The organism is Acinetobacter sp. Root1280 (genome assembly GCF_001425285.1).
GTDB lineage: Bacteria > Pseudomonadota > Gammaproteobacteria > Pseudomonadales > Moraxellaceae > Acinetobacter > Acinetobacter guillouiae.
The window spans coordinates 60,332-86,562 of record NZ_LMED01000005.1; the positions used below are offsets into that span (position 1 = coordinate 60,332).

Here is a 26,231-nt window from a genome sequence, read left to right on the forward strand (position 1 = left end):
AAAGTCCAAATACGATGGTATCTTACGATTAAAAAGATCAAGAGTATAGAAAACTAAAATTATAAATATAGTTGCAAAGTTAACCACATTCCTTGTGATTTACTCACAAAATTTTAACTTTAATTTTTATTAACTTCAGTGTATTGGTGATTAAAATATTCAAAAATTACGAACTTTGCAACGATCTGAAAATTATCACTCGGCACAATTTAAGGGCATCAATGGGCTGAAATTTGGTGTTGTTTAGCATTTTGCTCGGTAATAGCCCAATCAATATGGACTTGCACAACTTCATCATGTAAGGCTCTATTTTGGGTCAATGCTGCAATAATTTGAGCTGAATACGGTGCATTACCTAAGCCAATTGCAATATTGCGCATAAAGCTTTGAAAGCCTGTACGTCGGATGGGGCTACCTTCAGTACAATTGAGGAAGGTTTGTTCATCCCATTGCCATAAATCCAATAAGTTAATATGGTCTAAGCTATGACGTGGGTTAAAGTCTTCAATCGAAGCTTTTTTGGCAAAACTGTTCCAAGGACAAATCAGTTGACAGTCATCACAGCCAAAAACACGGTTACCAATACCACGTCTTAACTCTTCAGGAATGATTCCCTTATATTCGATGGTTAAATAGGCGATACATCTGCGCGCATCCAGCATATACGGCTCAACAATCGCTTGAGTTGGGCAAATATCGATACAGGCTGAGCATGAACCACAATGATGCGTTGCTGGTTCATCAAAGGGCAAATCAAGTGAAGTAAATAATTCACCTAAAACAAAAAAAGAACCCGATTTTTTATGAATCAATAAAGTATGTTTACCGGTCCATCCCATCCCCGCACTTTCTGCCAGTGATTTTTCAAACACCGGCGCTGAGTCCGCAAAGGGACGGGATTCAAACGGACCAACTTTTTCTTTAATGAGGGTTGCCAAGGTTTTTAGCCGACCACGCATGATTTTATGATAGTCACGTCCACGTGCATAACGGGCAATAATTGCTGCATTGGGCTCATCTGGTACATAACGCGGTTTTGGTGTTTCCACCAAATAATTCATTCGTACACAGATAATACTTTTTGTGCCTGGAACCAGTAATGTAGGGTCCGCTCTTTTTTCTAAATTTTCTTCTAAAAACTTCATATCGCCATGGTATCCGCGTTTTAAATATTCTTTAAATCGTGGTAATTCAGCTTGAGCATCAGGACGAGCAATGACACAATCAGCAAAGCCTAGTTGCATAGCCTGTTGTTTGATCCAAGATTTTAGTTCTTGAAGATCAAGCTGTTGCAAGGGAATGGATTGCGAAGTTAAAGTTGCCGACATAATGAATCAATGCGCTATAAAATAGTGAGAAGAAAAGGACAGAATGATGCATCAGCAAGTTTATCACAGCCGTGAAATACAAGCATGGGAAGCGCGTTGGTTTGCTCAGCAAAATAGCGTTTTTGGTTTAATGCAACAGGTGGCTTGGTCGATTGCGCAACGCTTAAATATTTTGTTTCAACAAGCTTCTCCCCAAATTACCACTGTTGCGCTGTGGTGCGGTGCAGGAAATAACGCAGGTGATGGATATTGTGTTGCCCATTATTTGCATCAATACGGTTATCAAGTCGAAATATTTGCAACTGAAGCAGGGCATTCTCAGCAGTTAAAGGCGGCAATTGAGTTAGTACAGAAAGATAAAATCAAAATCCACCCACATTTTAATATCGAAAAGCGCTTTGATTGTCATATTGATGCATTGTTTGGTATTGGTTTAAACCGTGATTTGGATGATGCATTGCAAGCAATTATTCAACACTATAATGCTCAATCAGGTTTAAAAGTAGCCATTGATATTCCGAGCGGTTTAAATGCTAATACAGGACAACCTTTACCTGTGGCGGTAAAAGTAGATCAAACATTGACTGTTTTAGGCCTGAAAGCGGGCTTGTTTACAGGACAAGGTCGAGAATATGCGGGTCAAATTGAGCTCATTTCAATTGTTCCTATAGACCCACAATTAAAATCGGTCGCACAGTTGTCACCCACCCAGATTCAATTACCACAACGCCAAGCGTTCGGTCATAAAGGCAGTTATGGGCATGTTTTGGTGGTCGGTGGGCATGCAGAGATGGGCGGTGCAGTCATGTTAGCTGCTGAATCTGCATTTAGTGCGGGTGCTGGAAAAGTTACGGTAGTGTGTCATGCCAAACATCACACTGCAATTCTGGCACGCTCTCCTAACATCATGCTGAGAGATATCAACGCTTTAACTGATGTGGATATTCAAAATTTATTAAGCCATGTGGATGCTGTCAGTTTTGGAATGGGTTTAGGGCGTGATGCTTGGGCAAAACAACAATTTTCAAAATGGTTTTCACCCATTCATTTAACCCCACAGCTGCAAGTGGTTTTAGATGCTGATGCTTTGTGGTTTTTAGCTGAACAAGCTGTTCAACTCAATCAACGAACTTACCTGACGCCTCATCCAGGTGAGGCTGCTAAATTATTAAATTGCTCAGTGGCAGAGATTGAAAATGATCGTATTGCTGCGATTCAAAAACTTCAGCAAAAATATTCAGGACAATGGGTACTTAAAGGTTCTGGAAGTTTGATTTTAGAAAAGCATCTATGGATCTGTACTGCGGGGAATGCAGGCATGGGCACTGGTGGGATGGGAGATGTTCTTGCAGGAATGATTGCCAGTTTAAAAGCACAATTTGATGAAAATATTCACTTACATGAAATTGTCACCTTACATGCTTTGGCAGGTGATAGGCTCGCAAAAAACGGTATGCGTGGTTTACAGGCCCAGCAAATGCGTGATGCTGTGTATTATGTGGTCAATCATTCATTGTCAGGAGTGAGTATGTGATGAAAGCGGTAAAATTGTTAATTCGTGGTAAAGTTCAAGCTGTAGGCTATCGTCGTTGGTTTGAAAAAGAAGCCTTACAATTGAATTTAAAAGGCTATGTGAAAAATCTAACTACAGGCGAGGTTGAAGCTGTTGTGGTCGGAGATGAACAAGCGATTTTAAGTTTGATTCGTCATTGCTATGTTGGGCCTTTACGTGCTGATGTGACTAGTATTGAACAACAAAACCTGAATCATGATTTAGACTATACTGATTTTAAGATGATCCGTTAAAGAGATCATTTAGAATAGCAACCACATACTGATATAAATCAATATTACCTATGATGATCAACAAAATTTTATTAAGCTGTATTTTGATGTGCGGTATTCATACTGAGCTTGTCGCACAACCAGTAGACGCTGTGACGAATAAGAATAAGATTGCTTTAAAAGATTTGGACTTTAAAACTGTGATGAAATCTTTTTATCAAAAACAGATCCAATATGTCAAAATCCCTCAATTAGATCAGAGCAATATACAGTATGTCGGGATTAAAAATGCCGAATATACCCATGTCTTTGATCGTGATGATGCTGTGATTGTATTTAGTCCTGCGAGTGCTTATCAAAATGCTCAAAATGAGTTGCGCTATCTTATAAGTACAACAGAAGTTTCGATAGATAAAAATAATGAATTACTAAACTTTTGTGGTGTATGCGCAACATTTACTAAAATCTACCTATTTAAGAAAAATGCTTTAGGTCAATTTGAGTTAGTGAGCCAGAGTCAGGATGAAAATAGTTGGATGAATGCAGATTTTAATTATTTGCCTTATCCGACTGAAAATATAGTTAAAAATATTCGAAAAATTGGTCCGCGAATAAAAGGCTATGTCGAAGAACAAGCGTATAGTCGACAAGGCTATTCAACTAGCACGCTTTATATCGTCCCATTTGATGAAAACCCTGTAATGGTCAAATTGGAAGTTGCAGAAATTGGGAATGACAATGAAGTGACAGGAAGTGATAAAATCTACAATACACAAGCTGATTATCGTTTTTTAAGCACTGAGCATGATGGTTTGTATGATATTGAAATTCACTATTCTGGTACGCAACAAATCTATGTTGTTGATATTGCTAAAATTGTGCCTATAAATGAAACCCATGTTTATCAGTATAATGAAAAACAGCAGAAGTATATTCGAGTGAAATTACATGATTGATAAATATTTAGTTGTTGGAATTGTATTTGCTGCGTGTTTGGTATTGATTATTTATACCCAACTAGATAGTGGGAAAAAAGAAGATAAGTCTTTGTCATTCAAAGCAAAGTTACAAAAGGAATTTCCAAACTATACCATTCTTGAACGGAATCAAAATTTCATAATTTGTCGAGAAGGGAGTAATCCACGTATCCCTGAAGAGTTGGTGTTGATTCGTGTTGATTCAGAACAGAAGAAAAATCTAAGAACTTCTGGAAAAATGTTAATTGCAACCTATACGAAGCAGCCCAGTATTCGTGAGATTCGAAAAGATACTTTGCCTTATTTAACTTGAGATGGGCTCTACCATCTCAATAAATAAAAACCCTTTCAGATCACCTTGGTGATTGCGATAGCTTTTTTATGATTGCAATAGCTTGGACTTTGACATGGGTAGAGCGAGGCGTTTTGGTGGTGTATATAAATTAACGTCGACGACTACTATTGCGACTCCGCCCACGAGCCATACCGCCTAAAGCATTCAGTACAGCTAATTTGCTCATACTGCCAGAAGCATGGGCATGGCAAATTGCTGCAGCGAGTGCATCGGCAGCATCTTGTTGGGGTTGGATTGATAAGTTAAGTAACTTCATCACCATCATCTGAACTTGTTCTTTGTCTGCAGCACCATAGCCCACAACAGATTGTTTAATTTGACGAGCCGTATATTCTGCAACTTGTAAGTCTAAATTGACCAACGCTGCAATTGCCGCGCCACGCGCTTGTCCAAGTTTTAAAGCAGAATCAGGGTTTTGTGCCATAAATACTTGCTCTACAGCAGCTTCTGTAGGGCCATGAAACTGAACAATACGTTCAATTCCAGCAAAAATTCGTTTGAGTCGCTCAGGCATTTCTGTTGTTTCAGTGCGAATTGTACCAGCATCAACAAAAGTAAGTTTTTGACCATCTTTTTCAATGATGCCATAACCTGTTAAGCGTGAACCGGGGTCAATTCCAATAATTAAAGGCATAATACTGCTTATCGTAAGTCTTGCTTCAATTATATGATTCTAAAAATGAATTGTAAGTAAAATTTTAACTTAGTTGTATAATCAAAGTACACAACAGTATTATTTCCCTTAAGCACAGCGCTAGGGTGCTCATTATTTATAAAACCTCAGTCAATAAATCGCACAAATAAATAAAATCGCTGTCAGAACACAAAATTACCCTTTAAAAATTTTTAACTGCCCATATAAATGATAGAAGCAACGAAATTCATTGTTTTTATATGTGAATTTTCAAGCTCACTTTTAATTTATCTTTGAGATGCCTTGTTTCGATGAAACTTTTTCCTATTATTTTAATTGGTACGATTGTTGAAATTGCTGTATGGATTGGTGTAGCCCAGTTCATTAGCGGTTGGTACGTATTTTTCTGGTTTATCATTGCTTTTGTAATTGGTTTAAACTTGTTGCGTTCAAGTACCGCAACAATTATGCCGCAATTACAACAAATGCAAATGACAGGAATGATGGGGAATGATCCTGCAATTGCCAAAAAAATGGCGACAGCATTTGCGGGTATTTTGTTGATGATTCCAGGTTTAATCACCGATGTCTTGGCGCTACTGGTTATTCTTCCACCTGTACAGAATGCAATTAAAAATGCAGGTATGAAATATATGGCGAAAAAGCAACAAGCCATGATGAACAATATGATGGGTGGAATGGGGGACATGGGTGGTGCTCAAGGTCAAAACCCATTTGCAGATTTGATGCGTCAAATGCAGGATATGCAAAACCAGCAATCTGGTGGGCAACATCGTGATTCAACCATTATTGATGGTGAAGCGCATGAAGTTGAACCGCAGCATAAACAAATTGAATTGAAAGATGTAAATCAAAAGTAAAATACAGTCTACGATGTTGAATAGAACGCCGAATCAATGATTCGGCTTTTTTATACCTGAAATCATAGGGTCTGTTGACAATTCGTCTACGTTTGCGACTACGAGTGTTTTTTAGGCGATACTAGGCACGAAATACGAAATTTAGTCATTCTAAATAAGTAGTTCGTAACAAAGTAGCGGCAAAAAACACGCTAGTCCCCGCTGCGCCTTGCGCTGCAAACAAAGCAGTGGTTTGTTCTTGCTCAGGGTTGTGGCTAAAATTATCTCAGCCTTCGTTATGAAACTCGAAAATAGTTAAACATATTTTTGATCAAACGATATAATCACTGAGTCACAATTTCTAAGATTTTATTATGTCGATGTTATTGACCATTTGTGCACTACACTTTGTTGCACAGTTGAGTCCTGGTCCAGATGTATTACTTGTCGCTAAAAGCTCAGCATCGACAACACGTGCCAATACTTTAAAAATCATTCTAGGCATCTCTGCCGGTGTGGTGGTATGGGTTGCTTTAACTTTGCTTGGTTTTACGGTTTTACTGGAACAATGGCCATGGATTCAACAAGTCTTGATGCTGATCGGAGGCTTGTTCCTTGCCAAAATGGGCTATGCAATGTTGAGAGGCGGCATTGCAACACTTAAACAAAATACCAATTTAGATGGTGTGATCGAGCAGCCCCCTAAAAACTATTTTCTATTGGGGCTTTATACCAATTTAGCCAACCCTAAGATTGTGATTTATTTTAGTAGTGTTTTTTCATTGGCATTGAGTTCAACAGCAGGTGCAAATTTAAAGCCGCAATTGGCAGTGATTATTCCCATTCAAACATTTTTAGTTTTCAGCTTGTTGATGATGATCATGTCAATTCCTAAAATTAAGCGCATTTATCAAAAATCAGGAAGTTATATCGATATTGTTTCAGGAAGCTTTTTCTTATTATTTGCCATTTTCCTTTGGGTCGATGTCTTGAAGATGTTTTAGTGGTCAGGATGTTGTTGAGGAATTAAAGGCTGTTCTTGTGACTGTTGATCATTGCGACTGTGGTTTTGATCTTGAGTGGTATAGCGATGTGGATCTAAGGTTTTAATATTATTTTCAGATTGCGTGTATTTACGACTGCGATTTGCACGTTCTCTTAAACCGCCTTTTTTAATCAGCTGTACCAAAATAATCTCCAAAACAATATCTTTCACTTTACAGATTATAGCTTGAATCAATGTAATACAGAATATTGAATGAATGATCCACAATTTGATAGGTGTTGATTTATAATCAATTATTTTTAGTATATAAAGTTAAGTTATTGAATTTATATGAGAATATATTGAAACAAATTTGTCTTGTCAAAAGATACGAATCATGTACACTAAAAAAAGAAACAGATTTTTTGCATTACATATATGGATATAATTGTAGTGTAATAATTAAAAACAATAATAGCGCCATAAAAGGAGATCTGAATATGATTCTACAATATCATTGTGCTTGTTGTGATGAAGCGGTCAGTTCAACACAAAAAGTTTGTCCAAAATGTGGCTCTCAACATATTAAAAGCCCATATGGATTATGGACGTTTTGTCTGGCTGCTTGTTTGATTGCAGCAGTAACGTTTAAAGTGGGACATATTTATTTGCAAAATCACAATACAGAAACGCCAGCGCAAGTTTCTTTATTGAGTGTGTTACAGCCAGATGCTAAATCAGGTGGTCAATAAGTGCTGTAAATGATTGGTTGAATTGTGTAAAGGTTTGATGGGCTTTGAAGAACAATAAAATTAGATCATGCTAATGATTAAAATAAACAAACCATTAGATGTGTTTTAAAGCTATAAATATCGATAAGATATTTAAGATATAGATATTCAGTGGAGTAGAGGAGGAAAAATTTTGAGGTATTCATCCCGATAACATTAATTCAATAAAAAAGCTCGCATATGCGAGCTTTTTTTCAAATTTAGATCTTAGGCTAGAATTACAAATTTGCAGAAGCTTTAAGCGCTTCAACTTTATCTGTTTTTTCCCAAGTAAATGCAGTATCTGAACCTTCACGACCAAAATGACCATAAGCAGCAGTTTGCTTATACATTGGTTGAATTAGGTCAAGCATACGAGTGATACCGTATGGACGTAAGTCAAAATGCTCACGAACCAATTGGATAATCAATTCATCAGATACTTTGCCTGTATTAAATGTGTTGATCGAAATCGAAGTCGGCTCAGCAACACCAATTGCATAAGACACTTGAATTTCACATTTATCCGCCAAACCTGCCGCAACAATATTTTTTGCAACATAACGGCCTGCATAAGCAGCAGAACGGTCAACTTTTGATGGGTCTTTACCCGAGAAAGCACCGCCACCATGACGCGCCATACCACCGTAAGTATCTACAATGATTTTACGACCGGTTAAACCACAGTCACCCACTGGACCACCAATCACAAATAACCCAGTTGGGTTGATGTGAAATTTAGTACCCGCATGGAACATTTCAGCAGGGATGATTTTTTTTACGATTTCTTCAATCACAGCTTCTTTCAGATTGGCTTGTGAAATTTCAGGATCGTGCTGAGTTGAAAGAACAACTGCATCTAGGCGAACAGGTTTACCATTTTCATAGGCAAATGTTACTTGGCTTTTTGCATCTGGGCGTAACCACGGTAGTGCGCCGTTACGACGTAATTCAGCTTGTTTTTCCATTAAGCGATGCGCATATGAAATCGGTGCTGGCATCAACACATCAGTTTCACGGCTTGCATAACCAAACATTAAACCTTGGTCACCTGCACCTTGGTCTTCTGGTTTTTGACGGTCTACACCTTGTGCAATTTCAGGTGATTGTTTACCCACCATGTTAATCACAGCACAAGTTGAACCATCAAAACCTAAATCGGTATGGTGATAGCCAATTCCATTTACGGTATTGCGGACAATAGTTTCAAAATCGACATTTGCAGTCGTTGTAATTTCACCTGCAAGAACGACTGCACCAGTTTTTACTAATGTTTCGCATGCAACCCTAGCGTATGGGTCTTCTTTTAAGATTGCATCCAAGATAGCGTCACTGATTTGGTCAGCCATTTTATCTGGATGGCCTTCGCTCACAGATTCCGAAGTAAAAACAGCATACTCGCGCATGAAAGTCCTATCACAGTAATTTATAAAGACGCAATATGTTACATCGACTTCAGCCTGAGGACTAGCATTACCTGACTAAAATGCATGAATTAAATTCATTTTCATGTGTTTTTAATTGATATGCTCATTAGAAAAATTGATAAAAGATTACGATTGAGTCCTGTTTCTTGGAAAATTTGCAAAAGCAGGGCGATTTGCATTCAAGTTATCATGACTTTTTATCGCGTGAAACGCTTTAGCAAGATCTTGTTCTATTGAATATTGATCAGCATGAAATTTTCAATATTTAGACTTAATAGGATGGTGAAAGAATATCCGAATGTAAATGCATCGCTTAAACATAATCAAATTTGTTTTGCTGATGTTGAGATGTTCGATGTGAATAAGAAAAAAGACCGTTTTTAACGTTGATTTAAGACTATTCAGTATATTTTTTAATTAATTTGCAACCTAAGCGGATAAATATAGACTTAAGTCTTTACCCTGATCGCTTTTTTTAAGACAATACATCCCAGTTTTTGAATTTTCTATTCATCTTCCTATATTTTAATTTATTGGACTCTGATTTATGACAACCCCGCTGAATGAACGTCGTATAGCTAACGCAATTCGTGTATTGGCTATGGATGCTGTGCAAAAAGCTAATTCTGGACATCCAGGTGCTCCAATGGGGATGGCAGATATCGCTGATGTCGTATGGCGTGAATTTTTAAACCATAATCCAAGCAACCCACAATGGGCAAACCGTGACCGTTTTGTATTGTCAAATGGCCATGGTTCAATGTTGCAATATGCTTTGCTTCATTTAACTGGTTATGATCTTTCTATTGAAGATATTAAACAATTCCGCCAATTACATTCTAAAACTCCTGGTCACCCAGAATTAGGTTATGCACCAGGGATTGAAACGACAACAGGTCCACTTGGTCAAGGTGTTGCCAATGCTGTAGGTTTTGCACTTGCTGAGAAAACTTTAGCGGCACAATTTAATAAAGAAGATATTCAAGTTGTAGATCATTTCACTTACTGTTTCTTGGGTGATGGTTGCTTAATGGAAGGTATTTCCCATGAAGCATGTTCACTTGCTGGAACATTAGGTCTTGGAAAACTCGTTGTTTATTATGATGACAACGGTATTTCTATTGATGGTGAAGTAGAAGGCTGGTTCTCTGACGATACAGAAGAACGCTTTAAAGCTTATGGTTGGCAAGTACTTCGTGCAGACGGTCATGATGCAGATGCAATTCGTGCTGCAACAGTTGCTGCGCGTGCAGAAAGCTCGAAACCTACTTTGATTATCTGTAAAACGATTATTGGTTTAGGTTCGCCAAACAAACAAGGTAAAGAAGATTGCCACGGTGCGCCACTAGGTAATGATGAAATTACATTAACTCGTGAAGCATTGGGTTGGAAAGAAGAGCCGTTTGTTATTCCTGCTGATGTTTATACAGCTTGGGATGCAAAAGCAAAAGGTTCAGCTTCTGAAGCTGCTTGGAATGACATTTTTGCAACCTATGCTGCAAAATACCCAACAGAAGCGGCTGAGTTAAAACGCCGTGTGAATGGTGACTTGCCTGCAGAATTTTTGGCACAAGCAGATGCTTATATTGCTGAAGTGAATGCCAAAGGTGAAACCATTGCAACACGTAAAGCAAGCCAAAATGCGATTCAAGCATTTGCACCTTTACTACCTGAAATTTTAGGTGGTTCTGCTGACTTGGCGGGTTCTAACCTTACACTTTGGAAAGGCGCGAAAGGGGTTGAGTCTGATCCTGCGGGTAACTACGTACATTATGGTGTACGTGAGTTTGGTATGACTGCAATTGCTAATGGTGTAGCATTGCATGGTGGTTTCATTCCTTATGTAGCAACCTTCCTTATGTTTATGGAATATGCTCGTAATGCAGTTCGTATGTCTGCATTGATGAAACAACGTGTGATCCATGTTTATACTCATGACTCAATTGGTCTAGGTGAAGATGGTCCAACGCATCAACCTGTTGAGCAAATTGCTTCTTTACGCGGTACGCCAAATTTAAATACATGGCGTCCATGTGACACAGTTGAAGCGTCTATTTCTTGGAAATCTGCTTTAACACGTAAAGAAGGTCCTACAGCGTTAATTTTCTCTCGTCAAAACTTACCATTCCAAACACGTACTCAAGCTCAGATTGAGAATGTTGTGAAAGGTGGTTATGTATTGGCTGAAGAAAAAGGCGAATTAAAAGCGATCATCATCGCGACTGGTTCAGAAGTTTCATTGGCGATGGAAGCATATGCACAACTTGATGGTGTACGTGTAGTGTCTATGCCATGTGCGGAAGAATTTGTGAAGCAAGATGCTGCATATCGTGAAGCGGTATTACCATCAAATATCCGTGCACGTGTTGCAGTTGAAGCTGGACATGTAGATTACTGGTGGAAATTTGTAGGTTTAGACGGCAAAGTTATTGGTATGTCGACTTATGGTGAGTCTGCACCAGCCAAAGATTTATTCCAATTCTTTGGTATTACTACTGAAGCTGTTGTTGGCGCTGTAAAAGAATTAACTGCTTAATTCTTGCATCGTTTTAAATATGGAAACGCTCCGCTAGGGGCGTTTTTATTTTGTGAGATTTGTTTGTAAATTAATTAAATTTTAGTAGCAGTTTTTAGCAATAGGTATATAGTTGTGCCATTCATTGGGTATTCATGAAACATGGTGATACATATCCCAGAAGTGAGGAAAATATGAGCCTTTATGAACAAATTAGTGATGAAATTACCTTGATGGACGCAGGTGAGCAAAAGTGGATTGGGCAGGATTTGCCGCTTGAATCTATGGTTGCAGTTGAGTTGCTGTTACAGGATTTTCAAGAAGATAAGTTGATTAAGATCCGCCGTAAAAACCATGAAAAACAATCTGGTTTAAAACAGGTCGATCGCGTCTTGGTTGAAAAGTTATAAGTTTAAAAGCCCCGAAAGGGGCTTTGATTTTTATAGCTTGTAATTTTAAGAATTAATCTTCATCTAAATTAAAAGCTGAAAAAAATTATAATAATACAATCTATGATCAAGGAAATGCTAACTGGGTCAGAAAATGGATAGAGGGCATTGAGCGGGGTATTTATTAAGAAGCATACCTGATCCTCTTGTTATAAAACGGGGGAATTCTTATTCAATACCCAACTCTGTCTGAATTTGAATATTTGAAGTCAATAATTTATGAACAGGGCAGCTTTCTGCAACTTTTAGCAGTCGCTTATGTTGCTCCTCGGTGAAATCACCTTTAAGAACAATTTTTCTTGAAATATTATTTTGACCTGCTTCAGGATCACCCTCAGGATTTAAAACTAAATCTAATTGTACATGTTCAATTTTAAGCCCTTTATGATTTGCATACATTTCTAGGGTGACCACAGTACAAGCACCTAATGCAGATAATAAAATTTGAATTGGATTCGGTGCAGTATCTTGACCACCTTTATTGCTAGGTTCATCGGCATACCATGTATGTCCTTGGGGGTTGGTGAGTGTTACACGATAAGGTGTTTGTGTACTTTGTGCTTGAGCAATATTTGCCATAAAATGTTCATCAGATAAAAAAGACCAGTACCATAAATATAAAATTTCCCTAAAATGGTCTAGTGTAATTTATTGCTTTATAAATTTTAGCTTTGAATTTAGCCTATGGTCTATGCTTTGCTTAATTAGATTGTAAAAAATTAAATAATTATGAAACAATGCCTTGTATTGATTTTTAAGGTTTTGATCAAGTTTTAAAAATGGTCATTATAGAATCGTTGCATATATGCAACATATCGTATTATCAATAACAATGAATTTATACGGGAAGTGTATAAACTAATATCCATTCGATAGCGAGAATATAAAGATGAACTTTAAAGCATTAACATTGGGTTTAGCTGTAGCATCAGTTGCAACTTTCAGCATGGCAAAGCCTGTAGATTACAAAATTGATCCAACACATACCGCAACAGTATTTACTTGGAATCATTTCGGTTTTTCAACACCTTCAGCAAACTTCAGTGACATCCAAGGTACGATCTCTGTTGATAATGCAAAACCAGCAGACTCATCTGTCAATGTAACTATTCCATTGTCTAGTTTAAATACCAATGTTGCAGCATTAGATGAACATTTAAAAAATGCAGATTTCTTTGATGCTGCAAAGTATCCAAACATCACTTTTAAAAGTACGAAAGTTCAAGCTTTAGGTAAAAACAAATACAAAATCACAGGTAACTTAACTGTGAAAGATGTGACTAAACCTGTTGTTTTAGATGCTGTTTTAAACAAACAAGGTGAGCATCCAATGACTAAAGCACAGTCAATTGGTTTCAATGCAACGACATCATTTAATCGTTCAGCATTTGGTGTTGGAGCATATGTCCCGAATGTAGGTGATAAAATCACTGTAAATATTACAACAGAAGCTTCTGTAGCGAAGTAATATTGAAATAGATCAAAGGCCTATAAAGTTAGTTTAACTTGCTTTATAGGCCTTTTTTATCGTCTATTCCTTATCCAATTTAAGATATTTAAATAATCATTACTCACTATGATTTGCTCTATAGGCAAAATCAGCTATTTTTCAGTCGTTGCAATTCTTTCATATTTTTAAATTTTTTCTAACATTATCATGATACTGCTTATATAAAATGCTAGACAATACTGCTGGGAGACTAGCGACTATTTCGAACTGCTCTAGAAAAACTACCGTCGTCTGTGTAGTTAATGGTCGGTGCAAAAAAACCAGTCTTAAAGTTGACTTTCCATGCCTTATATTTGTAGCCTATAGGTTTCCATGGGGATAATGAACTTGACCAATATTTACCATTAGATGGGGTATTAGGGAAAATATGAGTATCTAATGTAGGGCTAGTTGAATCATCAGCACAGTTAGTCGGAGCTTTTTGCCCATAAGGTAGTTTTTTCATTTCAAGTTCATGATCTTGTCCATATTGTCTCCGCTCTTGTTCTGGTAATTGTATTTGTCCTATTTTCCTCCAGCCAGTACTACATTTACGAATTGTTATTAATTCTTTTATTTTGGGAACACGCCAGTTATTTTTACCTTCAAATCCACCATTTTTATTCATTTGATCAAGATAATCTTGTGCGTCTTCCCAGTTTTTAAATTCCAAAGGATCACCCTTACAAGTTGAGCCTGTCCATGATTGCCCAATTGAACAACGCATCCAGATTAGACCTGTTGCAGGGTCACGCCATTGCCCAGATTTGCTTAATTGCTCATCCGTTTCTGCGTAAACACTCATAGCGCTTGTTGAAAATATCAGTAGCAAGTATGCTGGAATTAAGCTTTTACGCTGCTCAATACAAAGTTTAAATTGGTTAAAGATATTCATTTTGTCTTAGTAATTAAGGAATAGTTCTCTTTAATTTACTTTTACTTCCCTCCAAAGTAAATGTAGAAAAACCTGAATACCGTATTATCGTTGCCTTGATATATTTCCAAACTACATTGGTGAATATCGAGCAATGGTGAAGTGGATGATTTATATATCTGTTTTAACTAGGCTTTTTATCACCTAGTTAAAAGTTCAATCGATCTAATCAGTACGGATATCTAGATATTCAATATAACCAGTACCTTCAACCGCACGACCCTTGAATGTACCTTTGTACTGATAGCTCCCTGCATAGCCTCCCGCCATGCCATATTGAAAATCAGCATTTGTTAGACCATCAATATGTATTAACGGATTTCCATTATCATCATTCACGCTCCAGGAGAAGGTACGAGGTAAACGCATTGATAAACCATTCGGGGTTATAACGCGCTGAGCTTCAAATGCATGGACATTAAAATTAAATCCATTTGAATGAATACTGCCATGATCATCTGTAGAACGAATATATACTCGACGTTGCAATACCAGATTTAATGGACCAAGAACTTCTACAAGTAGGACTTGAGTTTTCTCATCGATATTTAAAATATGATAAGTAAAATAATTGATATATAAGTTTACATCTACTGCACGAGCATACTCATAAGTACAAAGACCCTGAACCTTGGTTTTTTTACCTTGATATTCAAGAAATCCTTCATATGTACATAATAATGCCCAGTGATCATATAAACCCAATGACATTTGCGCAAAATGGGCAATTTTATCAGTCGCACGAATCTTTAAATCAAAATTGAAATCATGACCTTCACGATGCGCATGAAAATTTGGATATGCGCCTTCGAGTAACACGTCACGACCAAAGCTTAAAGATGAACCATTGCTTTCCAATACACAGTCATTTTCTACACTATAGCCATTAAAATGTTCTTTTGTACCTACTGCGGTACCGATTAACACATTTGCAGTATCAAGCGCAGTAGTTTGGATCAAATGTTGATTCCGAAAAATTTTTACACGAGGTTGGCCAACCACAATTAATAGATTCAAAAAATTAAATGGTGCTTCAAGATTCGGAATCATAACCCCATAATGAACGCAAGAATACTTTCCTTTTGGTGTATGCGTTGGCGTATTCACATCAAAAGGTCTTCCGTTGATTGTCTCTGAACGATCGATAAAATGATGTAAAAACTTTGGCGCAGCAATGTGTTTGGGCAATAATCGTTTCATCTAAATGATCCTTAATACTTTATTTGTTAAAATTTACAGTTCTAATGAGATGCCTTGACGAGCACTTTTTATATCCAATGCACTCTTAGAGGTAATTTTAAGATATGATTTTGCAAATATTTTCTGTGATGTCTTGTTTAGGATTATTTCAAAATTTTTAGGTAGTTTTATTCCTAAGGGATTGCTTTCTTTAATCGAAAGCTCAGTAAAAACACGTGTTCCCATAATATAATCAAACCACGGACGTGTAACACACCAATTGGCATTTTGATTACTAGCCATATGATGATCATAGTGCCAAGGGATCCGTTTACGCGCATATTCTGGGTCTAGGTGAGATTTTGCATGTACTCGCCAATAATTCCAAATCCCATAATATAAGCCGGCAGTAAAAAATGGTGCAATGGGTAAAAATACAGTTGAAACCGCGGCTAAACCTAACAATGCGGTTTTTTCATTATAAATTTCTGCATTTTTAAACATAGATTCACGATATCCTTCATCATGAAATACATCTGTTCTGGCACGTTTATGATGTGCTATATGTGTGAAGAAAGGGCTATTACGGTGTTTACTTGGAAACTCATGCAACCATACCTTATGTGCATACCATTCAAATCCATTCGCAACTAAAAGGCCAATTGGAAAACCTAACATCTCTGATCCTTTTCAATTAAGAAATAACCATCAGTGTAGAAAAAAACAGCTCATTTCTTTTGACCGAAAAGCTAACTCGTTAAATGTCATTAGAATCAAGTTATAGCTAAAACTTATTTTTGCTTGCGCTGGCGGTAATGGGATGGTGTTTCATTTGTCCAACGTTTAAAGGCACGTGAAAAGGCGGAAGGCTCAGAAAAACCAAGTAAATATACAACTTGATCTATGCTTATATTGGGATTCATCAACAGCTTTTTGGCCATTTTTTCACGATAAGTTGCCAAAACTTTTTCAAAAGTCGTATTAACTTCTTTAAGATCTGCACGAAGTTTTCGGGGCTGTAGCCCTAAATGTTGGGCAATTAGTTTTAAGTCTAATTGCCCTGATTCTAATAAACCAGAGCTGAGTAAGTTTTCTATATCATTAATCAAATAATATTTATCGACAACTTTCACCTGCTGTTTAGCTACATGCTCATGTATTTTTAATAGCATTGGTTCAGCCGATGCTGAAGCTAAACTCAATATTTCCGCATCAAAAATTATACAGCCGTACTGCATACCTAAACGAGCCGGGCATTTCCAGATACGTTGATATTCATCTAAACTCGCGCCTTCTTGGTAAGGCAACCATATTTCTTTGGGATGAAAATGATTGTTACTGATATAGTTTAAAAAATTAAGCATAACGCTTATGGCGCATTCTAGATAATGACGAACCGGGTGCTGAAGATTCGTGATCATTGCATTTTGATTTTCAATGTGTAAATGAGCCACAAAAGCATCAGTAAAAATTTTCTGATAACGCAAAGCTCTTTGTAAGCCGTCCCCAAATGTAGGACTACTCATAAAAATGTATTCTAATATTTCGCCTCTAAAAATGGGGAAATGTTCACCTACATGAAGTCCGATATCCTGATCAGCACTGATTTCTTCAGCTATTTCCCAAAAGCGTTGTTGGGTCGAATTATCTCGCCGAATGGTTCTGTCAGGTGGTTGTTCAGATAATCTTATTTGTGAAAATATCCGATTTGCGTCCAAATTCATTTTATTAAGCGTGTGATATGTTAACCAGAGGAAAACACCAGAATCACTAGATTTGCTTTGATCCATAAATCAAAAATACCGATTTCAACAGATACAATTTATATTCGTAGATCAGGCTACAAACGTATAAAAGTCATCAAAATTTAAGCTTGTTTTATCATCTTAGAGAAAGCCATTTGACTGTTCAATGTCATTGCGTGCTAATTTTAATTATTGTTCTACAATCTAATTTAGCTATTCAGCAAATACTCATCAAAAATCTTTTAAAAATTTCTTTTATTTCTGAGCTGCCTTTTCAACTAGTCGCTTAAAACTAGGACATTGCAAATGCGATGGTGCAGGGCAGTCACCTACGTGACGAAGTATGTCACGGAGTGCGATCAATTTATGAATTTGAAGATCGATCTCATCAGCTTTTTGGTGAATAACACTTGGGGAAAGATCAAGTGCGCCATGACTATCGAACATTGCTGCGATCTCTTTAAGCGAAAAGCCCGCCGACTTCCCCATTGAAATCAAAGTGAGTCGTAACAGAACTTCCGAAGAGAATTGTCTACGTAATCCATGACGAGAAATTGAGAAAATCAAACCGATTTCTTCGTAATAGCGTAGTGCCGAAGGTTTAATTCCACTTTTTGCTGAAACTTCACCAATATCAAGAAATTTCATACTTGACCTCAAGTTAACTTGAATTAGTAGTATGTGATTAAACACCACTGCTGACAAGAGCGCAACATGACAGAGCAGACAGAATCATTAACATTGACAAACAAGACCCAAACTGGAATCACTATCACTTTGGGGTTATCCATCTTATTGGCATCGTTGGGAACAAGCATTGTCAATATCGCATTACCCACACTTGCTGAGGTATTTCTACTGCCATTTATTCAAGTACAGGCAGTTGTAATTGGATATCTTATCTCGTTGACGATCACGGTTGTGATTGCTGGACGCTTAGGTGATCGATATGGATGTAAGTCTATGCTGATCGTTGGACTGGTTATATTCAGTTTGGCTTCATTGCTATGTAGTGTTGCACCTAGCTTATGGATATTGGTTGCTGCACGATCATTTCAAGGAATAGGTGCAGCATTCTTAATGACACTTGCAATGGCACTTACACGTCAGACCGTCAATAAATCACAGTTGGGAAGAGCAATGGGAATGCTTGGAACGATATCTGCTTTAGGTACAGCACTTGGACCTGTGTTGGGTGGGGTTCTGATTGCCTTGAGCGGTTGGCAAAGCATTTTTGGATTACAGTTTATACTTGCGAGTATCGCAATTATTCTGGCTTGGGTATTGTTACCTAATGATTGCATTAGAAAACAAATTCCTACGTTAAGTTCATGGCAACCAGACCAGAACATAACGCCAAACCTAATGGTTAATTTGTTGGTTGCCGCCGTTATGATGACCACGCTCGTCATTGGACCTTTTTATCTGAGCCTAGGTCTAAGCTTGAATCAAATACAAGTGGGTTTGATTATGGGAATTGGACCAGTGGTTGCTATCTTAAGTGGGATTCCATCGGGTCGACTTGTCGATCGTTGGGGCAGTCGCTATATCGTCGCTATAGGGTTGATTTTTCTGATTATCGGTAGCTTTATGCTCGCTATCGTACCGAAATTGATGGGTCTAAGTGGCTATATTTTCCCTATCATTATTTTGACTTTAGGTTATCAACTGTTTCAGGCGGCCAACAATACTATGACTTTGGCGGATGTTCCCAAAGCTCGACAAGGGATGGTATCAGGACTTCTTAGCTTATCTCGTAATATGGGCTTAATTATCGGGGCTTCTGTGATGGGAGCTATTTTTTCATTCGGTGTCGGCACAATTCAGTTCAATCAGGCAACGGCTTTAGCAATCATTGATGGGATGCAATTTACCTTTTTGTGTGCTGGAGCATTGATGATTGTGGGCTTGCTCATCAGTTGTGTCTCATTTCGTAGACAATATTGATAAGAAGGATTTGTAGCGTAATCGTATAAAATGAGCTAAATCCAACAAGCCCTCAAAAAGAGGGCTTTTAAGTTTTTATTTTTGTTTGGTTTCAATTAAATCACTTAAATCATAGCCTAAGCTTTTAGCATAATTTAAATATTCTTCAGTCGTGGCTGGATCAAGCTGTTGAGATCGACTGAGTAACCATAAATATTTTTTATTAGGAGTACCGATCAATGCAACTTGATAATTTTCATCCAGCTTTAAAATCCAATAATCACCACGTCCTACAGGCAGCCAACGAAGTACTTTTGGTAAAAAACTCACTTTTAATTTGGAGTTCGTAGGCGCGTTTTGTACAGATGCTTCGCCAATCGATTGTTGAAGCTTGCCATTTTTATCATAACAACGATTATCCACTTTGATTGAGCCATTTTCATTTAAGGAATAATCAGCAGTAACGTTGTAATCACATTTCTTTTGAAAATACATTGGTTTGCGCGCAATTTCATGCCAAGTACCCAGATATCTCTTTAAATCTACATTTTTAACGGTTTGAATCTTTTCATTTCCTGCATAAGCAAATGCCGCAACACTAAGTAATGCTATTCCACCGACGAGCGTTAATATTTTAAACTTGTTGTTCATGACATAGCCCTATATTTAAGTATTTAATATATATATTCATTATGTCGCGCCTGATGCGGGGGTATTGTAATTTTGCTTACAAGTCATGTAGTTTTTTCATGTAAAAATCTCTTCTAAGCAGTCCAAGTTGTCTTTTTCTTGCGATAATTTCATCATGCTGGTAAGGCAGTATTTCAACCAATTGATCAACAGTTAAATGGTTGTTTTCAATGAGAAAGCAATCTTGATCTGTTGACCAAGCAGAGGATAACAATTGTTTTGTGTTTGGCTTATTTCTAGGGGGCATGGATTAAATTCTTTACACCTTCAGGGCTGACAATCTATAAAACTGCGAGTGATTGAATTTTAACACTCAGCACTTTTAGTTAATTAGATTTGATCTGTTTATATCAAATCTTGATTTTGTTACTTAATCAAAATTTTAATACGTACTTTAGAAAAACTCAAATTTTAATTGTTATCGATAAATTGAGAGGGTGATATAAGATATAAATAGTTTATGGTCAGCTTAACCTAAGAACGATGAAGCAAGTTTATGAAAAAAATAACAATGATATTGTTGCTTATGCTTATAGGTTGCATTACTCCAAATCCGCATAGTTTGGTATTGATGAAAAAAGAAAAATCCATTGAAGTCATGCATGAGCAACTGGATGATGAAAATACCAGTACTTGAGGTAAATAGAGCATTATTCTGTGGTGAATATGAGCGTGTCTATAAAACAGAATACCTGCCTACTTTAATGAAATTAGACTAATCCTTGGGACAAGAAAAACCCAAACAGTATTATTTGGACGAATTAAATAACACCATTACTCAATACTTAGATCTGAAAAAGATAACCTGTTAAGGCTATTTAGTTTGTTCAGTATTTATGTTGAGTTTCTTCCATTTTCTGATTTGAACTCTAAAATTGGTAAAAGGGGCGACAGTGTTGATATGAATCCATTTATACAGTGGCCAGTTGGCAGGTGTGGTTGCCCATTTACGTTGATTTATTTCAAATAGTTCTTCATCTGTTAGATTTTCAATCCAGTCTGTGACTTCTTTGACCCGTTTAGACAATAACTGAGTATTTTCTTTTAATGAATGCTGGGCATGGGTTTGATAAAAATTTTGATATAGACTTGCTAAGTTATTCCATTTATAGCCTTCTTTCGGCATTGAAATGGGGAAACCTGCAAGTTCTTTGCTTTCCCATTCTAATAATAGATTTACCCATCCCAATTGATAGGCTAAATTTTGGGCAGGGGTTTTATCTACAGCTGCAACTTTATGATCTTTTAAGTCTTCGGATATTTCTACAAATTCTGTTAAATATTGATTTAATGAATTATTGATTGCAACAATCAGTTCCTGTTTAGATTGATAGGTTTTCATCTATTCAATATTCCCAAAATAAATACAATACTGTTTATATTTAGTGCAAGTTTAGATCTAATTTATTTTAACTATGAAAAGGGTAGAGCAACTCATTACCGTAGTGAATATACAGTAATGAGTCTGAAATTTCTGCCAATAGAGAATCAGTCATTCCAGAAGGCTTGTCTATTGTTTATATTCCGCAGCGATTATTCAAAATTATTTAGCAGCAGCTTGCTCATCGCCTTGTGCACTTCTAAACAACTTCCATTCATCAACCACTGTTCCATTTGGAAGCTTACAATATCCAGCTTCATTTCCTAATGCATCTTTTTTAATCTGAGACTCGCCTCCCATTTTTTGACAATACACACTTGCAGGATTGGCCATGCCAAGCGGTTTAGCATTTTGAGTATTTACTTCAGGGGTAGAACATGCAGAAAGAAGTGTTGTCATGAGCACAGATGCGCCAATATATATTTTATTCATTGCAAACAAAGTCTTGGTTTTAAAGTATGCAGTATAAATAAATCAGCAAGTTTTAATGTATCTACTCTGTATAATCCTGTAGCTCAAAAATAATGATGAGTACGGCTTAGTATAAAATATTAAGTGTGATTAAGTAATGTTACATGTAAATAAAGAAAATCTTTTTAATGTAAATGGTATAGTCAGTTAAATATAGGCAATGCAGTATTGATATTATATTTCGAGCAACGCTGTATTTATGGGGGAAGAGTAAATAAGATATAAAAAGCACGAAACAGAAAAGTCTATTTCATGCTGATATAGATAAACAGATTATACATTTAAGTGTTTGATAAAATGCTCTAAAACCAGTGGTGATTTTAATTCAAGATTTGGTGCATATTTTTCATTTTCAGCTCGTAAATGAGGAATATTTAAGCCAGCTTTGCGTAATTCACAAGTATGACCAATCAGCCATTTTTCCATATCATCTGCCGCAACTTCGACATGGAATTGTAACGCCAAGATATTTTGCCCGACTCTAAACGCCTGATTTGTATAAATTGCTGAACTGGCAAGTAATTCAGCCTGTACAGGCAAGTCAAAGGTATCACCATGCCAATGTAAAACTTCGGTATTAACGAGTGGCAATAACGGATTATTTTGAGCCAGATTTAGCTTCAATTGACTCCAGCCAATTTCTTTTTGATGGCCTGCATAAACCTTTGCGCCTAAAGCATGTGCAATCAATTGTGCACCTAAGCAAATGCCAATCGTTGGTAAATTCTTGGCTAAACGTTGTTTAAGATAAGCAATTTCATCATTTAAAAAGGGATAATCTTCAGTTTCATAAACACCAATTGGGCCACCTAGAATGATAACTAGACCTTCAAATTCAAATGCTTGCTTTAAATCATCCATACCCGCTTCAAAATAACGTATGCGATAGCCCAAATCATAAAAAGTGTCTTCAAGAATACCTAAATCTTCAAATGCTAAATGTTGAATGGCATAGATTGTCTTCGGCAAAGCGTGTGTGGAGGAAGTCATGGTTTTATAATGATTTAACGAGAATATTGCTAATTTATACTAGATTGTATTGGGTTGAAAACTAAATTTATGCTGTGATTTGCAACATAGAATAAATACAGTGTTTGCTTGATTCCAAAATGGTCAATTTAACCGAATCATCAGAAACACTTCTTGCTATCAGTATAGCACCCACCAGTTGACATAAGACGCCCCAAGCTTTTTCTTCACTTCCGAGGCGTTGAGTAAATAGGGCATGACCGCGTTGTAATTCTTGCTGATAGCGTTGTTTAACCTCCTCATCAGAACGTGCGACTTCTGTAGCGAGTGTTGGCAATACACAACCATAATCTGGATGTTCAACATGCGAGAGGGTTAAGTAACGATTAAGTTCAAATTCAATCCATAACTCAGCCTGATCATGAGGGTTGTTTTGCCACATCTGAATGCTATTTTTGAGTTCGTTTTCAACCAATGCTTTAAACAAATCCTGCTTGGAAGAAAAATGTGAATAGAATGCACCACTGGTCACACCAGCAGCTTTCATAAAGCCATCTACACCGGTTGCAGCAAAACCATCTTTTTTGGCAAGCTGTCCACTGATTTTTAATAGCTCTTTTCTTTTTTCTTGTTTATAGCCAGATTTGTATCGCATATTTTCCTCGATCAAATTTTTCCTTGACGCTCTAGTAAAACTATAACATAGTAATCGTTATAATAACGATCGTTATGCAAAAAGGGAAGCATGATATGCAAGATGAAATAACAACATCAAATCAGAAAGTTGCATTGATTATTGGAGCAGGTGATGCAACAGGTGGCGCAATTGCGAAACGTTTTGCCAAAGGGGGATATATTAGTTGTATGACCCGTCGCAATGCTGACAAGTTACAACCACTGATTGATGAGATTGAACAGGCAGGTGGAACAGCATATGGTTTTGCATCTGATGCTCGAAAAGAACAGCAAGTTATACAATTGATCGAAGAAATTGAAAGCAACATTGGCGAAATAGAGGTACTGGTTTTTAATATCGGTGCGAATGTTCCCTGTAGCATTCTTGAAGAAACAGCGCGTAAATATTTTAAAATATGGGAAATGGCGTGTTTTTCTGCTTTTTTAACTGGTCGTGAAGTGGCGAAACGAATGGTAAGCCGACAACGCGGGACATTGATCTTTACTGGCGCGACTGCTGGTCTACGTGGTGCTGCTTATTTTTCAGCATTTGCAGGGGCAAAGCATGCACTTAGAGCTTTGGCGCAGAGTATGGCGCGTGAACTTGGTCCACAGAATATTCATGTGGCTCATGTGGTAGTTGATGGTGCAATTGATACAGATTTTATTAAAAATAGTTTTCCTCATCTTTATGAGAAAAAAGACCAAGATGGTATTTTAAATCCTGAACATATTGCTGAAAATTATTGGCATCTTGCCCAGCAACCACGTGATGCATGGACGCATGAGCTAGATTTACGCCCTTGGATGGAAAAATGGTAAGTCACTTTATATTAGTAAGTTTTTTTGTATGAGTAGGTTAATATAGCTAGATGACTTATCTCGATATAGCGAGAGTAATAAGTGATGATTTAAGTTTTTTCTAGAATCATTTTTACAGTAGTACGATAAAAATATGATCAGTACAGTTAAGGAATAACACTGAATGAAACAGGTAGACTTTTATTTTGATTTGGGTAGTCCATATAGTTATTTAGGCTTTTATCAGATTCAAAAAATTGCAAAACAAAATCAAGCACAAGTGATTTGGAAGCCCGTATTGCTTGGTGGTATTTTTAAAGCCACGGGAAACAGTAGTCCAATGGCTGTGCCAGCAAAAGCCAGCTATTCGATGATTGATATGGGGCGCTGGTCAAAACTCTGGAATATTCCAATACAAATGAATCCCTATTTTCCTATTAATACTTTAAATCTGATGCGGGTGATTACAGCGGTTCAGCTTTATCAAGCTGAAAAATTCTTAACAGTGTTAAACGCTTTATTTGATGCAATGTTTGGGCATCCGCGTAATTTAAATGATATCAATGAACTTATTAGCTTACTTCAATCATTGGGTTTTAGTACAGAGCAGATTCAAACTTGGCTTTCAGATGAACAGGTTAAAGCCCAACTAAAAAATATGACAGAAGAAGCCATTGGGCGTGGTGTTTTTGGCGCACCGACATGGTTTATTGGCGATGAAATGTTTTGGGGCGTTGATCATCTTCACTTTGTTGAGATGGAATTGGCTAAATCTTGATAAATAAACTTATAAATTCTGATTCTATGATTTAGACTGCTAGCATGAGAGAATTGCGTTGTATTGTGCTGCAGCTTCCCATGCAGCACAGCTATTCTATAGAAAGCCAAACCACATCGAATCAGCAAAATATTTGATGAATAAACGCTAATCGCAAATATAGAGGATCAAACATAATAATGCTGTAATAGCGCAAGGATCAGTGCCAAAGTGAATACGGATAAAAGTGTTTGCATGCTGATGCTTGCTGCCATTAATTGATGATCGCCGTTTAATAGTTTGGTTAAGATATATGCGGAAGATGCGGTTGGGATAGAAAAGAAAATCATGATAGCAATCACCGCGGCATGACTTAGCTCAAAAAACTGCAAACAGATAAAGGCAATAAGCGGGATCAGCAATAATCTGAGTAGGCTAATGAGCAAAGACTTTTTCAGATAAACTTTGAGCGTCGAAAACTGAATTGCTGTTCCTACACATAATAAGCCCAACATCAGGCTACTACTTGAAAAAGCATTTAACAGATTTGCAAAGCCAGGCCAAATAGGAATGTTTAAAACATTAAATGTAATTCCCAATATACAAGAGCTGATCAGTGGATTTTTGATTAAAGACCAGAAAATATTTTTAAGGTTTAGTTGATCTTTATCTGTTAGAGAAAGGATCGAAATAACATTAACCAAGGGAATTGCTATAGCAAGGATATTTACCAAGATACTTTTGATTTCAGCATGATTGAGTGTCGTGGCAATCGAGAGTCCGAGATAGGTATTAAAACGAATCAAGCTTTGGACATATACACCGATCTGGGCAATAGGTGTGCGGTTTAACTTTGCAAACAGATAAACGCCAGCAATGATCATGGCCATAATTAAAAAAATGACTGTAAGAATGCTGTTGAGATGCCCCATATTCATATCTGCATTTGCAAGAGAACTAAACAATAAGGCTGGAAATAAAATATAGTAATTGAGCTTTTCTGCGCCATTCCAGAATTTTTCATCAAGTATACGTGACTGGAACAGATAAAAACCTAAACCAATCAGGGCGATGGATGGAAAAAGGATAGTAATCATTTGTAGCATGCTGAACGCTCTATGCAGAAACT

Annotated in this window: 30 protein-coding genes; 13 read left to right on the forward strand and 17 right to left on the reverse strand. The window is 37.0% G+C overall.

From position 1 onward, the window contains the following. Nucleotides 1–218: 218 nt before the first annotated feature. Nucleotides 219–1,328: a tRNA epoxyqueuosine(34) reductase QueG gene (gene queG, locus ASC84_RS06390; RefSeq protein ID WP_056512725.1), complete on the reverse strand. Its 1,110-nt coding sequence runs from the start codon at nt 1,326–1,328 to the stop codon at nt 219–221. Nucleotides 1,329–1,374: 46 nt separating this feature from the next. Between queG and ASC84_RS06395 the strand changes: the two genes are divergently transcribed. The 4 genes from ASC84_RS06395 to ASC84_RS06410 are packed head-to-tail and all read left to right on the forward strand — an operon-like array spanning nt 1,375 to nt 4,403. Continuing rightward, nucleotides 1,375–2,862 carry a bifunctional ADP-dependent NAD(P)H-hydrate dehydratase/NAD(P)H-hydrate epimerase gene (locus ASC84_RS06395; RefSeq protein WP_056512727.1) on the forward strand — a complete coding sequence of 496 codons (1,488 nt, stop codon included), beginning with the start codon at nt 1,375–1,377 and terminating at the stop codon, nt 2,860–2,862. Next, nucleotides 2,862–3,134 carry an acylphosphatase gene (locus ASC84_RS06400; protein WP_004719454.1) on the forward strand — a complete coding sequence of 91 codons (273 nt, stop codon included), beginning with the start codon at nt 2,862–2,864 and terminating at the stop codon, nt 3,132–3,134. The genes ASC84_RS06395 and ASC84_RS06400 overlap by 1 nt, the downstream gene beginning before the upstream one ends. 50 nt (nt 3,135–3,184) lie before the next feature. Beyond that, nucleotides 3,185–4,069 (forward strand): hypothetical protein, encoded by an 885-nt coding sequence (locus tag ASC84_RS06405; protein ID WP_081409327.1) that lies wholly within the window; start codon nt 3,185–3,187, stop codon nt 4,067–4,069. Then, nucleotides 4,062–4,403: a hypothetical protein gene (locus ASC84_RS06410; protein WP_004719458.1), complete on the forward strand. Its 342-nt coding sequence runs from the start codon at nt 4,062–4,064 to the stop codon at nt 4,401–4,403. Before ASC84_RS06405 ends, ASC84_RS06410 begins: the two co-directional genes overlap by 8 nt. Nucleotides 4,404–4,533: 130 nt before the next feature. On the opposite strand, the gene ruvC is transcribed toward ASC84_RS06410, so the two are convergent. Next, entirely contained in the window at nt 4,534–5,079 is a 546-nt protein-coding gene (gene ruvC / locus ASC84_RS06415) for a crossover junction endodeoxyribonuclease RuvC (protein WP_056512731.1), read from the reverse strand. A 311-nt stretch (nt 5,080–5,390) separates the two neighbouring features. On the opposite strand from ruvC, the gene ASC84_RS06420 reads away from it, so the two are divergent. Then, the gene (locus tag ASC84_RS06420) at nt 5,391–5,960 is read left to right on the forward strand and encodes an FxsA family protein (protein WP_056512734.1); all 570 of its coding nucleotides are present in this window, start codon (nt 5,391–5,393) and stop codon (nt 5,958–5,960) included. A gap of 353 nt (nt 5,961–6,313) precedes the next feature. After that, nucleotides 6,314–6,943 (forward strand): LysE family transporter, encoded by a 630-nt coding sequence (locus ASC84_RS06425; RefSeq protein ID WP_056512737.1) that lies wholly within the window; start codon nt 6,314–6,316, stop codon nt 6,941–6,943. On the opposite strand, the gene ASC84_RS06430 is transcribed toward ASC84_RS06425, so the two are convergent. Next, the gene (locus ASC84_RS06430; RefSeq protein ID WP_056512843.1) at nt 6,940–7,128 is read right to left on the reverse strand and encodes a hypothetical protein; all 189 of its coding nucleotides are present in this window, start codon (nt 7,126–7,128) and stop codon (nt 6,940–6,942) included. The two genes, ASC84_RS06425 and ASC84_RS06430, sit on opposite strands and share 4 nt — an antisense overlap. A gap of 296 nt (nt 7,129–7,424) precedes the next feature. Between ASC84_RS06430 and ASC84_RS06435 the strand changes: the two genes are divergently transcribed. Next, on the forward strand, nt 7,425–7,676 hold the full coding sequence (locus ASC84_RS06435; protein WP_004719463.1) for a hypothetical protein: 252 nt from the start codon (nt 7,425–7,427) through the stop codon (nt 7,674–7,676). Nucleotides 7,677–7,933: 257 nt separating this feature from the next. Here ASC84_RS06435 and metK read toward each other — a convergent pair whose 3' ends face one another. Further along, nucleotides 7,934–9,100, reverse strand: a complete 1,167-nt coding sequence (metK, locus tag ASC84_RS06440; RefSeq protein ID WP_004719464.1) for a methionine adenosyltransferase — start codon at nt 9,098–9,100, stop codon at nt 7,934–7,936. A gap of 568 nt (nt 9,101–9,668) precedes the next feature. On the opposite strand from metK, the gene tkt reads away from it, so the two are divergent. After that, nucleotides 9,669–11,657 carry a transketolase gene (tkt, locus tag ASC84_RS06445; protein ID WP_056512741.1) on the forward strand — a complete coding sequence of 663 codons (1,989 nt, stop codon included), beginning with the start codon at nt 9,669–9,671 and terminating at the stop codon, nt 11,655–11,657. A 173-nt stretch (nt 11,658–11,830) separates the two neighbouring features. Continuing rightward, nucleotides 11,831–12,046: a hypothetical protein gene (locus ASC84_RS06450; RefSeq protein ID WP_004719469.1), complete on the forward strand. Its 216-nt coding sequence runs from the start codon at nt 11,831–11,833 to the stop codon at nt 12,044–12,046. Nucleotides 12,047–12,253: 207 nt separating this feature from the next. Here ASC84_RS06450 and ASC84_RS06455 read toward each other — a convergent pair whose 3' ends face one another. Continuing rightward, the gene (locus ASC84_RS06455; RefSeq protein ID WP_056512744.1) at nt 12,254–12,664 is read right to left on the reverse strand and encodes an OsmC family protein; all 411 of its coding nucleotides are present in this window, start codon (nt 12,662–12,664) and stop codon (nt 12,254–12,256) included. 310 nt (nt 12,665–12,974) lie between these two features. Between ASC84_RS06455 and ASC84_RS06460 the strand changes: the two genes are divergently transcribed. Then, nucleotides 12,975–13,553 carry a YceI family protein gene (locus ASC84_RS06460; RefSeq protein WP_004719471.1) on the forward strand — a complete coding sequence of 193 codons (579 nt, stop codon included), beginning with the start codon at nt 12,975–12,977 and terminating at the stop codon, nt 13,551–13,553. Between the two features lie 232 nt (nt 13,554–13,785). Here the strand turns inward: ASC84_RS06460 and ASC84_RS06465 are convergent, their stop codons facing one another. From ASC84_RS06465 to ASC84_RS06485, 5 genes are all read right to left on the reverse strand, one after another. Next, a complete protein-coding gene (locus tag ASC84_RS06465; RefSeq protein WP_056512746.1) occupies nt 13,786–14,469 on the reverse strand; it encodes a DUF1566 domain-containing protein in 684 nt (227 codons plus the stop codon). 204 nt (nt 14,470–14,673) lie between these two features. Further along, nucleotides 14,674–15,708 (reverse strand): DUF6670 family protein, encoded by a 1,035-nt coding sequence (locus ASC84_RS06470; protein WP_056512749.1) that lies wholly within the window; start codon nt 15,706–15,708, stop codon nt 14,674–14,676. Between the two features lie 33 nt (nt 15,709–15,741). Continuing rightward, the gene (locus ASC84_RS06475; protein ID WP_004719477.1) at nt 15,742–16,365 is read right to left on the reverse strand and encodes a sterol desaturase family protein; all 624 of its coding nucleotides are present in this window, start codon (nt 16,363–16,365) and stop codon (nt 15,742–15,744) included. A gap of 113 nt (nt 16,366–16,478) precedes the next feature. Then, on the reverse strand, nt 16,479–17,477 hold the full coding sequence (locus ASC84_RS06480; protein ID WP_056512752.1) for an AraC family transcriptional regulator: 999 nt from the start codon (nt 17,475–17,477) through the stop codon (nt 16,479–16,481). 210 nt (nt 17,478–17,687) lie between these two features. Next, nucleotides 17,688–18,080, reverse strand: coding sequence for a helix-turn-helix domain-containing protein (locus ASC84_RS06485; protein ID WP_004719481.1), 393 nt, complete (start codon nt 18,078–18,080; stop codon nt 17,688–17,690). Nucleotides 18,081–18,146: 66 nt separating this feature from the next. Here ASC84_RS06485 and ASC84_RS06490 point away from each other — a divergent pair, with 66 nt between their 5' ends. After that, nucleotides 18,147–19,379 (forward strand): MFS transporter, encoded by a 1,233-nt coding sequence (locus ASC84_RS06490; RefSeq protein ID WP_056512753.1) that lies wholly within the window; start codon nt 18,147–18,149, stop codon nt 19,377–19,379. 75 nt (nt 19,380–19,454) lie between these two features. Here the strand turns inward: ASC84_RS06490 and ASC84_RS06495 are convergent, their stop codons facing one another. The 6 genes from ASC84_RS06495 to ASC84_RS06525 all read right to left on the reverse strand — a co-directional run bounded on the left by ASC84_RS06495 (nt 19,455) and on the right by ASC84_RS06525 (nt 23,524). After that, nucleotides 19,455–20,009 carry a lipocalin family protein gene (locus ASC84_RS06495; RefSeq protein WP_056512757.1) on the reverse strand — a complete coding sequence of 185 codons (555 nt, stop codon included), beginning with the start codon at nt 20,007–20,009 and terminating at the stop codon, nt 19,455–19,457. A 76-nt stretch (nt 20,010–20,085) separates the two neighbouring features. Continuing rightward, nucleotides 20,086–20,295 (reverse strand): hypothetical protein, encoded by a 210-nt coding sequence (locus ASC84_RS06500; protein WP_056512760.1) that lies wholly within the window; start codon nt 20,293–20,295, stop codon nt 20,086–20,088. A gap of 567 nt (nt 20,296–20,862) precedes the next feature. After that, entirely contained in the window at nt 20,863–21,390 is a 528-nt protein-coding gene (locus ASC84_RS06510) for a ClbS/DfsB family four-helix bundle protein (protein WP_056512763.1), read from the reverse strand. Between the two features lie 201 nt (nt 21,391–21,591). Beyond that, on the reverse strand, nt 21,592–21,861 hold the full coding sequence (locus ASC84_RS06515; protein ID WP_004719494.1) for a DUF333 domain-containing protein: 270 nt from the start codon (nt 21,859–21,861) through the stop codon (nt 21,592–21,594). A gap of 312 nt (nt 21,862–22,173) precedes the next feature. Further along, nucleotides 22,174–22,890: a glutamine amidotransferase gene (locus tag ASC84_RS06520; RefSeq protein WP_056512768.1), complete on the reverse strand. Its 717-nt coding sequence runs from the start codon at nt 22,888–22,890 to the stop codon at nt 22,174–22,176. Nucleotides 22,891–22,957: 67 nt separating this feature from the next. Beyond that, the gene (locus ASC84_RS06525) at nt 22,958–23,524 is read right to left on the reverse strand and encodes a TetR/AcrR family transcriptional regulator (protein WP_056512770.1); all 567 of its coding nucleotides are present in this window, start codon (nt 23,522–23,524) and stop codon (nt 22,958–22,960) included. A 95-nt stretch (nt 23,525–23,619) separates the two neighbouring features. On the opposite strand from ASC84_RS06525, the gene ASC84_RS06530 reads away from it, so the two are divergent. Together ASC84_RS06530 and ASC84_RS06535 are read left to right on the forward strand one after the other, a co-directional pair. Continuing rightward, nucleotides 23,620–24,366: an SDR family oxidoreductase gene (locus ASC84_RS06530; RefSeq protein ID WP_004719501.1), complete on the forward strand. Its 747-nt coding sequence runs from the start codon at nt 23,620–23,622 to the stop codon at nt 24,364–24,366. Nucleotides 24,367–24,529: 163 nt separating this feature from the next. Next, complete coding sequence (locus ASC84_RS06535) at nt 24,530–25,123, forward strand: 2-hydroxychromene-2-carboxylate isomerase (protein WP_056512773.1); 594 nt, start codon at nt 24,530–24,532, stop codon at nt 25,121–25,123. A gap of 167 nt (nt 25,124–25,290) precedes the next feature. On the opposite strand, the gene ASC84_RS06540 is transcribed toward ASC84_RS06535, so the two are convergent. Continuing rightward, a complete protein-coding gene (locus tag ASC84_RS06540; RefSeq protein WP_056512776.1) occupies nt 25,291–26,208 on the reverse strand; it encodes an AEC family transporter in 918 nt (305 codons plus the stop codon). Nucleotides 26,209–26,231 lie beyond the last annotated feature (23 nt).

Bases quoted from the DNA above. Each gene is read 5' to 3' on its own strand.
- ASC84_RS06450 (WP_004719469.1), top strand. From the start codon at position 11,831: ATGAGCCTTTATGAACAAATTAGTGATGAAATTACCTTGATGGACGCA.
- ASC84_RS06470 (WP_056512749.1), bottom strand. From the start codon at position 15,708: ATGAAACGATTATTGCCCAAACACATTGCTGCGCCAAAGTTTTTACAT.
- ruvC (WP_056512731.1), bottom strand. From the start codon at position 5,079: ATGCCTTTAATTATTGGAATTGACCCCGGTTCACGCTTAACAGGTTAT.
- ASC84_RS06435 (WP_004719463.1), top strand. From the start codon at position 7,425: ATGATTCTACAATATCATTGTGCTTGTTGTGATGAAGCGGTCAGTTCA.
- tkt (WP_056512741.1), top strand. From the start codon at position 9,669: ATGACAACCCCGCTGAATGAACGTCGTATAGCTAACGCAATTCGTGTA.
- ASC84_RS06455 (WP_056512744.1), bottom strand. From the start codon at position 12,664: ATGGCAAATATTGCTCAAGCACAAAGTACACAAACACCTTATCGTGTA.
- ASC84_RS06540 (WP_056512776.1), bottom strand. From the start codon at position 26,208: ATGCTACAAATGATTACTATCCTTTTTCCATCCATCGCCCTGATTGGT.
- ASC84_RS06480 (WP_056512752.1), bottom strand. From the start codon at position 17,477: ATGGATCAAAGCAAATCTAGTGATTCTGGTGTTTTCCTCTGGTTAACA.
- ASC84_RS06510 (WP_056512763.1), bottom strand. From the start codon at position 21,390: ATGAAAACCTATCAATCTAAACAGGAACTGATTGTTGCAATCAATAAT.
- ASC84_RS06395 (WP_056512727.1), top strand. From the start codon at position 1,375: ATGCATCAGCAAGTTTATCACAGCCGTGAAATACAAGCATGGGAAGCG.
- ASC84_RS06460 (WP_004719471.1), top strand. From the start codon at position 12,975: ATGAACTTTAAAGCATTAACATTGGGTTTAGCTGTAGCATCAGTTGCA.
- ASC84_RS06490 (WP_056512753.1), top strand. From the start codon at position 18,147: ATGACAGAGCAGACAGAATCATTAACATTGACAAACAAGACCCAAACT.
- ASC84_RS06495 (WP_056512757.1), bottom strand. From the start codon at position 20,009: ATGAACAACAAGTTTAAAATATTAACGCTCGTCGGTGGAATAGCATTA.
- ASC84_RS06535 (WP_056512773.1), top strand. From the start codon at position 24,530: ATGAAACAGGTAGACTTTTATTTTGATTTGGGTAGTCCATATAGTTAT.
- metK (WP_004719464.1), bottom strand. From the start codon at position 9,100: ATGCGCGAGTATGCTGTTTTTACTTCGGAATCTGTGAGCGAAGGCCAT.
- ASC84_RS06530 (WP_004719501.1), top strand. From the start codon at position 23,620: ATGCAAGATGAAATAACAACATCAAATCAGAAAGTTGCATTGATTATT.
- ASC84_RS06485 (WP_004719481.1), bottom strand. From the start codon at position 18,080: ATGAAATTTCTTGATATTGGTGAAGTTTCAGCAAAAAGTGGAATTAAA.
- ASC84_RS06475 (WP_004719477.1), bottom strand. From the start codon at position 16,365: ATGTTAGGTTTTCCAATTGGCCTTTTAGTTGCGAATGGATTTGAATGG.
- ASC84_RS06400 (WP_004719454.1), top strand. From the start codon at position 2,862: ATGAAAGCGGTAAAATTGTTAATTCGTGGTAAAGTTCAAGCTGTAGGC.
- ASC84_RS06410 (WP_004719458.1), top strand. From the start codon at position 4,062: ATGATTGATAAATATTTAGTTGTTGGAATTGTATTTGCTGCGTGTTTG.
- ASC84_RS06465 (WP_056512746.1), bottom strand. From the start codon at position 14,469: ATGAATATCTTTAACCAATTTAAACTTTGTATTGAGCAGCGTAAAAGC.
- ASC84_RS06515 (WP_004719494.1), bottom strand. From the start codon at position 21,861: ATGAATAAAATATATATTGGCGCATCTGTGCTCATGACAACACTTCTT.
- ASC84_RS06525 (WP_056512770.1), bottom strand. From the start codon at position 23,524: ATGCGATACAAATCTGGCTATAAACAAGAAAAAAGAAAAGAGCTATTA.
- queG (WP_056512725.1), bottom strand. From the start codon at position 1,328: ATGTCGGCAACTTTAACTTCGCAATCCATTCCCTTGCAACAGCTTGAT.
- ASC84_RS06500 (WP_056512760.1), bottom strand. From the start codon at position 20,295: ATGCCCCCTAGAAATAAGCCAAACACAAAACAATTGTTATCCTCTGCT.
- ASC84_RS06405 (WP_081409327.1), top strand. From the start codon at position 3,185: ATGATGATCAACAAAATTTTATTAAGCTGTATTTTGATGTGCGGTATT.
- ASC84_RS06520 (WP_056512768.1), bottom strand. From the start codon at position 22,890: ATGACTTCCTCCACACACGCTTTGCCGAAGACAATCTATGCCATTCAA.
- ASC84_RS06425 (WP_056512737.1), top strand. From the start codon at position 6,314: ATGTCGATGTTATTGACCATTTGTGCACTACACTTTGTTGCACAGTTG.
- ASC84_RS06420 (WP_056512734.1), top strand. From the start codon at position 5,391: ATGAAACTTTTTCCTATTATTTTAATTGGTACGATTGTTGAAATTGCT.